We start from the raw sequence: 12,524 nt of genomic DNA, 5'->3' as shown, positions 1-12,524 counted from the left end.
CCCACCAGCTCGAACTGGATCAATCTTCTGCCCGGAGCTGGCTGGCTTGACCGTTTCACAACTCAACTCCCTGGCCTGAGCGTTGATCCCGACCGTCTGCGGCGGCAGCGGAATCCGTGACGCAGGAGCGGTGTTGGCGCCTGTAGGAGGCCGATGTCCCCCGCTACTCGGGCGGGGCGGCCGCTATTGAGGATGCATGGCGATCGACTACGTGCACGTCATGGTGGGTGGGTGTGCTCTCATCGCCCGGGATGCCCGCCAGGTCGTCGACATGGAAGAGGCGGGCGATCGGGACGTCGGTGCTGCTGTGGGCAATGATCGAAGCCGCGATGCACACCGCGATCAGGGTGAATGCCTCCTCGCCCTGCGGGATTCCGGCCTGCAGCACCAGAAGGCCATACACCACGGAGGCGAAACCCTTCGGGCCGAACCAGGCCGCGACCAGCTTTTCGCGGCGGTCGAATCGCGTACCGACGAGCGAGATCAGCAGCGACGCGGGCCGGATCAGGACGATCGCCAGGAGCACTGCGAGGTATCCGCCGACGGAGAGGTCACCGAAGAGCTGCGGGGTGAGCAGCGCACCGAAGACCAGCAGTGCGGCGAACTTCGCCAGCTCGGCCAGCGCCTCGCCCAGCGGCTCGAAGGCCGTCTTCGCCTCCGGGGATGCCGCGGTGAGAACAGCACCGGCCGAGAAGGCCGCGAGGTAGGGGTTGGCGTGGGTGAGATGGCACAGCCCATAGAGGATGACCCCGATCGCCAGCGGCAGCAGCGGCTGCAGCTTCGGCTCCGCGCCCAGCAGCCGGATTCGCAGGAGTCCGCTGACCAACAGAGGCAGGACGATGCCGAACGCCAGCCCCAGCCCGAGCTCCAGGACGATCTTGCCGAGCGACGCCTCGGCGTGGCCGGCCGTGGGGCCGGCCGCCGCGAGGAGGATCAGAACGATCGGTAGCGCGAGACCGTCGTTGATGCCGCTCTCCACGTTCAGCAACTGCCGTAGCTTGGCGGGGACTTCCTTGCGCCCCACGATCGCCGAGGCGAACACCGGGTCCGTGGGCGCCAGTACCGCGCCGACGAGGAAGGACGTCGTCCAGTCCAGACCCACCAGGTAGTGCGTGATCAAAGCCATGCCGACGAAGGCGAGCGGCATTCCCAGGCCCAGTGCGCGCGCCGGGTTCTTCCAATGGGCGCGCAGCTTGGGGAGGGAAACGTGCATGCCGTCGGTGAACAGCACAGCGAACAGCGCGAGGTCTGCCGTGACCGAGACGATCTCGCTGTTCGGTGTGATGTGGATCAGTCCGAGAAAGCCGTCACTGACGAGCGCGCCGCCGACCAGGAAGAGGAGGGACGTGGACAGGACCGTACGGGCTGCGAGCCCGGAAAGCAGTACCGCGACGAGAAGCGCGACTCCGAAAACGGCAACGAGCACCATGGCGTGAATCCCCCGATCGACAAAGACAGCTGTCCCCTGCTCGCCGACCAGGCTTCCCGGCACTCCACGGCAGACTTTACACGTTGCTTACGCGTTCCTGACAGGTCGCCAACGGCCTCATTGACCGCCCGCCGGCTGCCGGGTCCCGGCAACCAGTCCCGCTGGGGGGCATTGCCTGAGGCAAAGGACGTCGCCGGACGCGAGCAGCGCGGCAGCTGACGACAGAACGGGCAGGAGCCGAACCTGCTCGTCATGGGCAGCAGGACATGCCCGGAAGCCACTGCCGGGGCCCGGTCATCGGCCTCGGCAAGCGCTCCGGTCCGGTCGGAACGGCCGAAAGTGAGCAGCCCCCGGGCCAGAGGAGGCGAACTGGCGTCATGCCACTACACCTCCTCCTCGAGACTGTTGCCGCTAAGGGTGCCCTTGTCGGGAGCGGGGCTGTCGGCCGGATCGCTCCGCCGGAGCTGCCCGGCTGCCTGCACGTCCTGATGCGACGCCATCGCGGACCGACGCTCGCCGGCCGTCGGCGCCTGCGCGCCGTGGGCGGGCTTCGGAGCGCTGCGGGCTGCGGGTTGCGTCGATCGCCTTGTTCGCCGAGCAGTTCGGCGACCGTGGGTGAACCTCCGGGGGCAAACCGCCGCTGAACTGCGGAGATGTGTAGTGCGGACGGCATGGAACGCCGAACAAAGAGTAAAGCACACGCAAAACGGGAACGCTGGAGGAAGCAGTTCTCTGAAGGAGGGCAGCGCCATGCTCGAGACCATCATGACAACGGTGGCCGTTGTTGGAACGGCTGCAGTGGTGTACGTGGCGGCTGCTGCTCGCGTGGTGAAGCAATACGAACGCGGCGTGGTTCTCCGCTTCGGCAAGCTGCGAGGTGGGATCCGCGGGCCCGGATTCGCCATGATCATCCCCGGAGTGGACCGGATGCACAAGGTGAACATGCAGATCGTGACGATGCCCGTGCCGGCCCAGGACGGCATCACCCGGGACAACGTCACGGTCCGGGTCGACGCCGTCATCTACTTCAAGGTTGTCGCTCCGGCAGATGCCATCATCCGCGTGGAGGACTACCGCTTCGCGGTTTCGCAGATGGCTCAGACCTCGCTGCGCTCGATCCTGGGGAAGAGCGACCTGGACGACCTGCTGTCCAACCGGGAGAAACTCAATCAGGGCTTGGAGCTGATGATGGACAGCCCCGCCGTCGAGTGGGGCGTGACCATCGACCGGGTGGAGATCAAGGATGTCTCGCTTCCGGAGACGATGAAGCGCTCGATGGCCCGTCAGGCGGAAGCCGATCGCGAAAGGCGGGCCCGCGTCATCAACGCCGATGCCGAGTTGCAGGCATCCAAGAAACTCGCAGAGGCCGCAGGCGTCATGGCCGACCAGCCCGCCGCGCTGCAGCTGCGCCTGCTGCAAACGGTGGTGGCGGTCGCCGCGGAGAAGAACTCCACACTCGTCCTGCCCTTCCCCGTCGAGCTGTTGCGGTTCCTGGAGAGGGCGACGCCTCGTGACCCGGCCACGAGCACGGCTGGGCTGCCGGAATCAGTCCCTGAGGCATCACAGCCAAACGGGACCCAGGCGACACATGCCCTCGACGCGTAGATGGCCGGTGTACCAGGGCGACACGGCTTCCGCTTCATGGCTCTTTCGACCGCTCGGCGGCGCACAGTCTCTCCGGTGTTCGCGTCAAGCCTCGTCCCCTTCCGCTCCGGGCCGCTGGTGCCTCTCCGCTTGCTCATGTCAGCTGCTGTCACCCGGCCGGATGGCGCCGACGATCTCGTCTCGAGCGGTGAACTCCTGCTCGTTTTAAGGGAGCTCGAGGCGAACGAGCCGTCGGAGTCCTCGTGAAGCGGATGCCGAGCGGCCGCGGCGCCGACAGGTTCCGACTCCTCAGAGCTCCTGGTCCGGCCAGCCGAGCAGGCGGGCGCCGACGACCGCCGTCTGAAGCGTGTAGCGGTGGACGGGGTCGCCGGGGTCGGCACCCGTCAGCTTGTTGATGCGGTCGAGCCGGTACGTCATCGCCCGCACGCTCAGCGAGAGCCGCCGGGCCGCCTCTGCTGCCACACAGCCCGTATCGAAGTAGGCGGTGAGGGTGTCGATCAGCGGCTGAGCGCCGCCACGGGCCCCTTTGAGCGGGCCGAGGACACTCTGCACAAGGTCGGCCATGGCCTGTCTGTCCCGGGTCAGCACCGGGTAGACCAGGAGGTCGGCGGCGTGCAGCACAGGACCGTCGAGATCCATTCGGGCCGCCAGGTCCAGCGCGTTGAGCGCCTCCTCGTAGGAGTGGACCACCCCTCCTGCTCCTGCATGGGCTCGGCCGATGCCCACCCGGCCGCCACCCGTCGCCGCGTACGCCTGTTTGGCGAAGAAGCCGAGTACATCGGACTGATCGCCCGGAGCGATGCAGATCAGCCGTCCGTCCTTCGTCGTGATGAGAATGCGGCGGTCCCCGAACCGGGCGACGAGCGAGGACTCGATGCTGCGGGTCACGGGGGAACCGTCGTCGTACGGATCGGTACCCTGCGCCACGGCGACCGCATGGGCATGGGACAACAGCAGCCCGAAGCGTTCGGCACGCTCGGCGAGGCGGCCCAGGTCACTGCGCCCGTAGAGGAGGTCGTCGATGAACTCCCGGCGAGCCGCCTCTTCCTGGCGCACCGCGAGACGCTGCGCCCGCTCATGGCCTTCCGCGAAGGCGTCCACCGCCTGTTCGACGGCGGGGAGAAGATGGTCCGCCGCGGCAGGGGGCAAGCCGAGCCGTACCGCCTGTGTGGCAGCAAGATGCGCCCGGACGAGGGAACGCAATCCGATGCCCGCCTCTGCGGCCCGCTTCCCCTGGCTGCGAAGCGACTCCATCTCGTCCCGGGTCAGTCGCCGACCGGTGGCACAGGCACCCACCAGGATCTGGGCGTACCCCTCCAAGAATTGCTCGCATGTCTCCTGCTCCGCCATGGCCCTTCCCCTTTCCTGGCACGCCGGATGACAGCTTCCAGACGCGTGGGACGTCAGGCCGACCGTGCAACGCAGCGTGCGGTGACCGGCATCAAGGATACGTAAAGGTTGCCGGTGGACGGCAATGCGAACAGGCTTGTCGGGCTGGCACTATCCAGTCCAGCCGGGGAAAGCAGGGATGCGCAGAAGATCACCTGCCGGGAGCCGGAAAGGAGCACTCCGCTGCCAGAGGCCGGCGAAGTGGCGTACGGGGCACAAGGGGGATGACCGATGGCCGAGTTTCTGGAAACAGTCGGCAGATTTCCCACGGTGCTGTTCACCTCGGCGCTTCTGGTGGTGGCCGGGTTCTGGCTACTGGTACTGCTCGGCGCCGCCGAGCCCGACGGCTTCAACACCGATGTGGACAGCGACGCACTCGATCTCGGTGGAGTACCCGTCTCGGTGTCGGCTTCGCTGGTCGTCGCCCTCGCATGGTTCGCCAGCCTCACCGGGTCTTTGCTCCTTGCCCGTTCAGGCATGTCCGCAGCCGTGGTCCACCTGCTCGGCATGGTTCTGCTCATCGCCTCACTCTTCGTCGCCTGGCGGGTGACCCGGCTACTCGTACGGCCACTGGCGCAGCTCTTCCCCGACGAACCCGCGCCGTCCCGGCAGGACTTCGTCGGCCTTGCCTGCACCATCCGCACAGGGCGGGTGGACGGCACGTTCGGCCAGGCGGAGGTCATCGCACGGGACGGCTCCACGGCCATCGTCCAGGTCCGCCAGTCGAGCAACGACGTTCTGGCGCTCGGCAGCACCGGGTTGCTGTACGCGTACGACGACCTCGGCGAGTTCTTCTGGGTCGCACCCTTCGACGCGGCGCTCGACCCTCGCGCCTGACGCAGCTGCCGCCTCAGTCTTCAGCTCTTCACCTCTCATCGGGGGATTCCTCATGGATGCCATCACTCTGGGCATCGGTGTGCTTATCGCCGTTGTCCTACTCATTGCCGTCGCCCTGCTCTTTGTGATCAGCCGGCTGTTCCGGAAGGTGGAACAGGGCAAGGCACTGATCGTGTCGAAGATGCGCAAGGTCGACGTCACCTTCACCGGGCAGGTCGTCCTGCCCGTGCTCCACAAGGCCGAGGTCATGGACATCTCGGTGAAGACCATCGACATCACACGGACCGGTCGTGACGGGCTGATCTGCAAGGACAACATCCGCGCCGACATCCGGATCTCGTTCTTCGTACGCGTCAACAAGACGGTCGAGGACGTCATCAAGGTCGCCCAGGCGATCGGGACGGCGCGTGCCAGCGACAAGGAGACCCTGCAGGACCTGTTCAACGCCAAATTCTCCGAGGCGCTCAAGACGGTCGGCAAGCAGCTCGACTTCACCGACCTCTACACCAAGCGGGACGAGTTCCGGGACCGCATCATCCAGGTCATCGGCACCGATCTGAACGGCTACAGCCTCGAGGACGCGGCGATCGACTACCTCGAACAGACGCCCCTGGCCCAGCTGGACACGTCCAACATCCTCGACGCCCAGGGCATCCGGAAGATCACCGAGCTGACGGCCGTCGAGCATGTGCGCACCAACGAGTACCAGCGCCACGAGGAGAAGGAGATCACCCGGCAGAACGTCGACGCCCGTGAGGCCATCCTCGAGCTGGAGCGCCGCCAGGCGGACGCCGAGATCAAGCAGAAGCGCGAGATCGACACCGTGAGGGCCCGCGAGGAGGCCGAGACGGCCCGTGTGGTGGAGGAGGAGCGGCTGCGTGCTCAGAGCGCGTTCCTCAGGACCGAGGAGCAGCTCGGCGTGCAGCGCGAGAACCAGGCGCGCGAGGTCGCCGTCGCGCAAAAGAACCGTGAGCGCGTCATCGCGGTCGAGAGCGAGCGCATCGAGAAGGACCGGCTGCTCGAGGTCATCGCCCGCGACCGGGAGACCGAACTGACCCGTATCTCCGCCGAGAAGGAGGTCGAGGCCGAGCGCCGCGACATCGCCGAGGTCATCCGCGAGCGGGTCGCCGTGGACCGCACGGTCGCCGAGCAGGAGGAGTCCATCAAGAGGCTGCGCACCGTCGAGGAGGCCGAGCGCAACCGGCAGGCCGTCGTCATCGCCGCCGAGGCCGAGGCGCAGGAGAAGCTGGTCAAGGACATCAAGGCTGCCGAGGCCGCCGAACAGGCCGCCGTCCACCGCGCCGCCGAGGAACTCACCCTCGCCGAAGCACGCACCAAGGCCGCCGACATGGACGCCCGCGCCAAGATCCGCCTCGCCGAGGGCACCCAGGCAGAAACCGCGGCCGAGGGCCTGGCAGCGGTTCAGGTACGGGAGAGGGAGGCCGTCGCCATCGAGAAGGCGGGCCGCGCGGAAGCAGAGGCCACCGTCGCCCGGCTGAAGGCGGAGGCGGAGGGCGCCCGTGAGCAGGCGCTCGCCGAGGCCATGGCCATCGGCGAGAAGCTCAAGGCCGAGGCCGCCGGCCTGACGGAGAAGGCGGCCGCCATGGCGGCACTGGACGAGGCGTCCCGTACCCACGAGGAGTTCCGGCTGCGCCTGGAGGCGGAGAAGGACATCCGCCTGGCCGGGCTCGATGTGCAACGGCAGGTCGCCGAGGCCCAGGCCACGGTGCTGGCCACCGGCCTGGAGAACGCCGACATCAACATCGTCGGCGGCGAGTCCGTCTTCTTCGACCGGCTGATGTCGTCGATCGCCCTCGGCAAGGGTCTGGACGGCTTCGTGCAGCACTCCGAGACGGCGCAGGCCCTGGCCGGCCCATGGCTGGACGGTTCGACGGCGTTCACCGGCGATCTGACGAAGGTCCTGAACTCCGTCTCGACGTCGGACGTGCAGAACCTGACCGTGTCGGCCCTGCTGATGAAGCTCATGAAGTCGGGCGACGCGCCCACTGCGCAGCTGAGCCAGCTGCTCGACAAGGCGGATGAGCTCGGCCTGGCCCACACTCCGCTCACCGTGCTGAACGGCGCCTCCAGGAGCTGACCGCCCCGGGGGGAGCGGTCGGAGGTTCCGGAGCCGCCGGACGGGGGTCAGCGGCTCCGGAACCTCAAAGACACATCCGAAGGAATGGGGACGGTATGGAGACCGGCAGGGGCGGCATGGACCCCGGAACGTACGAGGTGTTGCGTGACCGGCTCGGCGCACAGGCCACCGAGCTGGCGCGGCGCGCCCACGCGCTCAACTCGGCCCGTATCGCGGAGTTCGGAGCCGGTGAGCTCGCCCTGGCCGGCACCGGGCGCATCAGTACCGAGGCTGCTGGCGTGGCTCGTGACATCGTCGCCGTCGGCGACGGACTCCTGTTCGGCCACGACACTGCCGCAGGACTGACACCCCGGATCACCGTCGGTGATGTCTTCTCACTGTACGACCGTGACCTGAACCGACTGGCGCAGGATGCCGTCCCCGGCCTGCTCGACGACCCCGACTTCGTACGGGAGTTCGCGTCCCTGTGCCGCTACTTCCAGGGCGCGCGACTTCACCGGCTGCGTACGGTCGACGGCAAGGTGCTGGCCGTCTTCCGGACAGGGGAGAAGGCTGAGGACTTCCGTGTTCTGCGCTGGGAACTCACCGCGGACGGGCGGGCACGGTTCCTGGATGCCCGTGGGGAACGGGACCACGTCTTCCCACCCTCGTACGACGTGGTCTGGGTGGAGACCACCCGTGACGACCACGTTCTCGGACGTCATCCGCACATCTCCATCGGCGGCGACGTCTTCGTCACGGCGGTCGGCGGCAGCCTCACCGTGAAAGCCGAGGACGACACGGAGTCCGACCGGGGCGTGTACAAGGAGCCGGTCGAGGAGCCGCTGCAGTCCCTCGCCGACGCGGACGTCGCGTACGCCCGCGCGGGCGCCCTGATCCTGCTGCGCGTGCGCCCGTACAAGGAGGACGCCGAGCGTCATCTCGTCTTCAACACCCTCACCCGGTCCGTCGTCCGACTCGACGGCATCGGACGGTCCTGCCGCCGGCTCCCCGACGACCAGGGCATCGTCTTTCCCGGCGGGTACTGCCTGGCCACGGGCGTGGTGAAGACGTTCGACGGCGAGACCGTGAAGGACCTGGAGTTCGAGCACGCTCTGCGCTCACCCGACGGAGAGGACGTGCTCTACGCCTTCCGCTCCCGCCGCGAGGGCCGCGGCCTGCTTCTGTCCTACAACCAGATCCGCGAGGAGATGGCTAACCCTCTCTCCTGCCAGGGCTACGCCCTCCTCGACGACGGCACACTCGTCGTCCTGCGCACACCGGACTCCGAAGAGCCGGCCCGTGTGCACGTCGTGCAGGTCTGGCGGAGCCCCTACGTCTCCGACGCGTATGCCGCTGCGACCCCGGCAGGCTCCGGGCCGCTTGCCAGGATCGGCAACGCCGACCTGGTCCGCGGCCTGTCCGACTGCCTGGCCGTCGCCCGGCAGGTCACCGAGACGACCGAGACCGCCGAGCTGTACGAGGCTCTCGTCGCCGCATGCACCCGCATCGCCGACGCCCACCACTGGCTGGGCGAGGTGGAGACCGGGGATCTGCGGACCCCGCTGGACAAGGTGCACGTCACCGCTGGACAGGTGCTGGACGAGTTCCGGAGCGTGCGGGAACTGACGCAGAGGGCAGCCGATGCGCTCGCCGAGTCCGAGGGGCACGTCACCCGTCTGGTCCGGCGCATCCGCGGAGAGGCACCTGCGAGCGCCGAGGAGTGGGTCGCACGCATCACCGGACTTCGCCAGGCACATGGGCATCTGCTCACCCTGAAGGAGATGCGGTACGGTGACATCGAGCGCATCGACGACCTTGCGGCCGGCGCCGAGGCCGACATCGGCTCGGCCGCGCACCGAGCCGTGGCCTTCCTCCGGGGCGAGGACGCCTTTGCGGACCATCTGTCCGAGACCGAGAAGCTGACCACCGCCGCGGCAGCAATCACCACTGCTGCCGCGGCGGTTCCGGTCAGCCGGCGGCTGGACGAGCAGACGTTCGGTCTTCAGTCGCTCGCCGAGCTCGTCGCGGGCCTTGAGATCGGCGACGCCACCGTTCGCACGTCCATCCTGGAGCGGATCGCCGAGGTACTCGGCGGCCTCAACCGTGCCCGGGCCACTCTCGCCGGCCGACGCCGGGACCTGCTCGACCACGAGGGCCGGGCCGAGTTCGCCGCCGAATTCGCCCTGCTCGGACAGGCGGTCACCGGTGCACTTGCGGCCGCGGACTCCCCGGAGAGCTGCGACGCGCAGCTCGCGAGGCTGCTGCTCCAGCTGGAGAACCTAGAGTCGCGCTTCGCCGACCACGACGACTTCCTCACCAGCGTCGCGGACAAGCGAACCGGGATCTACGAAGCGTTCTCAGCACGCAGGCAGACACTTCAGGACACCCGCGCCCGGCGCGCCGACCGGCTCGCCGAGTCGGCCACACGGGTCCTGGTGGCGATCTCCCGCAGGGCGTCGACCCTGGACACCCTGGACGCGGTCACCACGTACTTCGCCACCGACCCGATGGCCGCCAAGGTGCGCCGCACCGCCACGGAACTGCGCGAACTCGGCGACCAGGCGCGCGCGGAAGAACTGGAGGGCCGCCTGAAAGCAGCCCGCCAGGAAGCGGGCAGGACGCTGCGCGACCGTACCGAGCTGTACACGGACGGGGGTGAGAGCATCATGCTCGGCCCTCACCGGTTCGCCGTCACGACGCAGGTCACGGAACTCACCCTCGTCCCACAGGGGGACAGCCTCGCCTTCGCCCTCACCGGTACCGACTACCGCTCCCCCGTCACCGCCCCGGACTTCCGGGCCACGCGCCCGTACTGGGACCAGCTCCTCCCGTCCGAGAACTGCGAGGTGTACCGCGCGGAACACCTTGCCGCCCGGCTGCTGGCCGAGCATGGCGCCGAGGCCCTTGCCCGAGCCGATCTGCCCGCCCTCGCCCGTCAGGCCGCCGAAGCGGCGTACGACGAGGGGTACGAACGCGGAATCCACGACCGGGACGCGGCCGCCGTCCTCGGTACCGTGCTGCGGCTGCACGAGGAAGCCGGGCAGCTGCGCCACCCGGCCGCCGCCCGCGCCGCGGCCCAGCTCTTCTGGACGTACGGAACGACGCCGGAGGTCCGCGACGCATGGGCCCGCCACGCCACATCGCTCGTGCGGGCACGCGAGGTCTTCGGGACGGCCCCCGCCCTCGACGCACTACGGACCGAACTGGCCGAAGCCATCGCCGCCTTCGCGTCCGGGCTCCCCTCGCTGCACGCGGACCGGCACACGCTATCCGCCGGGTACCTCGTCGAGGAGCTCGCCTCCGGACCCTCCTTCGCCACCAGCGGGGCGGCCCGCGCCCTGCTCGACACGTTCCGTCGTGCTGTCGGCTCGTCACCGTACGAAGAGGACGTGCGCATCCATCTGGCGGACGACGACCCCGCTGCCGCGCACCGGCTCGTCGAAGGCTGGCTCGTGTCGTACGCCGACGCCTGCGAGGAGGAGATCGACCCCGGTGACCTCGCCGAGGCCGTCGCCATCGAACTCTGCCCCGACCTCCCACGCCACGATGTCGACGCCCCCCTCACCGCCACCGTGAGCGGCCTGCTCGGTACACATCCACGGATCACCCTGCGCAGCCTCACAGTCCGTCTGGACGAATTCCTTGCCCGGACGGCGGACTTCACCGACCGGGTGGTGCCCGGCTTCCGTGCCTACCAGAAGCTGCGCGGCACCCTCATCGCGGCCGAGCGCGCCCGGCTGCGCCTGGACGAGTACCGCCCCCAGGTCATGTCCTCCTTCGTACGCAACCGCCTCGTCGACGAGGTCTACCTCCCTCTCGTCGGCGACAACCTCGCCAAGCAGCTCGGAGCCGCCGGCAACGGCAAACGGACCGACAACAGCGGCCTGCTGCTGCTCCTCTCCCCGCCCGGCTACGGCAAGACGACATTCATGGAGTACGTCGCCGACCGCCTCGGCCTGCTCCTGGTCAAGGTCGACGGTCCTGCTCTCGGTCACGCGACGATGTCGCTCGCTCCTGCCGACGCACCGAACGCCATCGCTCGCAGGGAGCTCGAGAAGGTCGAGTTCGCCCTGACGGCGGGCAACAACGTCCTGCTGTACCTGGATGACATCCAGCACACCTCCCCCGAACTGCTGCAGAAGTTCATCCCGTTGTGCGACGCCACCCGCACCCTGAACGGCCACAACCTGCGCGGAAAGCGCTTCGCCGTCTGCATGGCCGGCAACCCCTACACCGAATCCGGGCAGCGCTTCCGCCTCCCCGACATGCTCGCCAACCGCGCCGACGTCTGGAACCTCGGCGACGTTCTCACAGGCAAGGAGGACATCTTCGCGCTCAGCTTCGTCGAGAACGCCCTGACCTCCAACCCGGTCCTCGCACCGCTCGCCGGGCGCGACCGTGCCGACCTGGAACTGCTGGTACGCCTGGCCGCCGGAGATCCCGGAGCTCGCCGCGACCGGCTCACCCATGCCTACGCCCCGGCCGAACTCGACCACATCGTCGCGACACTGGCCCACCTGCTCACCGCCCTCGAGACCGTCCTCGCCGTCAACGAGGCGTACACCCACTCCGCCGGGCAGGCCGACGCCACCCGCGCCGAACCGCCGTTCCAGCTCCAGGGCTCGTACCGCAACATGAACAAGATCGCCCAGCGCATCGTGCCCGTCATGAACGACGCCGAACTCGCCGCCGTCATTGACGACCACTACGCAGGGGAGGCCCAGACCCTCACCACCGCCGCCGAGGCGAACCTCCTCAAGCTGGCCGAGTTGCGCGGCACCCTCACCGAGGAGCAGGCCGCCCGATGGGCCGCGCTCACTTCCGCATACGCACGCCGCCGGTCGCCGGGCGGTCCGGACGGGGACCCCGTCACCCGGGCCGTCGCTGCTCTCGGTCTGCTGGCCGACCGGGTCGCAGCAGTGGAGACCGCGATCGTCCGCGCTGCGGAGCCCCGCCACATGCTCACCAACCAGAATGGCCGGCACGCGCCCCCGCGGCCGTACGGTCAGTCAGGCGGGGCGTAGCAGGCCCCGGGCGGGGCAGACCGGTCGTGGCCGGTGCTGAGCCACGCGTCGGAGCCGCGGGAGTGCCGCACGCGCCGTAGGGCGCCTGTCAGCACCGCGGCGGCAGCGATGGCGTAGGCCGTGGTGCCGATGACAGTCGGGTCGCCGCGCGAGTTGACAG

The 12,524-nt window shown here is 68.7% G+C and carries 6 protein-coding genes; 4 read left to right on the top strand and 2 right to left on the bottom strand.

Annotated elements, in window-relative coordinates; all coding sequences use genetic code 11:
- Positions 1–163: 163 nt before the first annotated feature.
- A complete protein-coding gene (locus OHA05_RS37385; RefSeq protein ID WP_328863167.1) occupies positions 164–1,429 on the bottom strand; it encodes a cation:proton antiporter in 1,266 nt (421 codons plus the stop codon).
- Between the two features lie 750 nt (positions 1,430–2,179).
- Here OHA05_RS37385 and OHA05_RS37380 point away from each other — a divergent pair.
- Positions 2,180–3,034, top strand: a complete 855-nt coding sequence (locus tag OHA05_RS37380; RefSeq protein ID WP_328863166.1) for a slipin family protein — start codon at positions 2,180–2,182, stop codon at positions 3,032–3,034.
- Between the two features lie 288 nt (positions 3,035–3,322).
- On the opposite strand, the gene OHA05_RS37375 is transcribed toward OHA05_RS37380, so the two are convergent.
- Positions 3,323–4,384, bottom strand: a complete 1,062-nt coding sequence (locus OHA05_RS37375; RefSeq protein WP_328863165.1) for a PucR family transcriptional regulator — start codon at positions 4,382–4,384, stop codon at positions 3,323–3,325.
- Positions 4,385–4,654: 270 nt separating this feature from the next.
- Between OHA05_RS37375 and OHA05_RS37370 the strand changes: the two genes are divergently transcribed.
- The 3 genes from OHA05_RS37370 to OHA05_RS37360 all read left to right on the top strand — a co-directional run bounded on the left by OHA05_RS37370 (position 4,655) and on the right by OHA05_RS37360 (position 12,364).
- Positions 4,655–5,260 (top strand): hypothetical protein, encoded by a 606-nt coding sequence (locus OHA05_RS37370; protein ID WP_328863164.1) that lies wholly within the window; start codon positions 4,655–4,657, stop codon positions 5,258–5,260.
- A 52-nt stretch (positions 5,261–5,312) separates the two neighbouring features.
- On the top strand, positions 5,313–7,358 hold the full coding sequence (locus tag OHA05_RS37365; protein ID WP_328863163.1) for a flotillin family protein: 2,046 nt from the start codon (positions 5,313–5,315) through the stop codon (positions 7,356–7,358).
- Between the two features lie 95 nt (positions 7,359–7,453).
- Positions 7,454–12,364 (top strand): DNA repair ATPase, encoded by a 4,911-nt coding sequence (locus tag OHA05_RS37360; RefSeq protein WP_328863162.1) that lies wholly within the window; start codon positions 7,454–7,456, stop codon positions 12,362–12,364.
- Positions 12,365–12,524 lie beyond the last annotated feature (160 nt).

The sequence above is a fragment of the Streptomyces sp. NBC_00306 genome (assembly GCF_036169555.1).
GTDB lineage: Bacteria > Actinomycetota > Actinomycetes > Streptomycetales > Streptomycetaceae > Streptomyces > Streptomyces achmelvichensis.
This window is presented reverse-complemented; position numbering and strand designations above follow the sequence as displayed.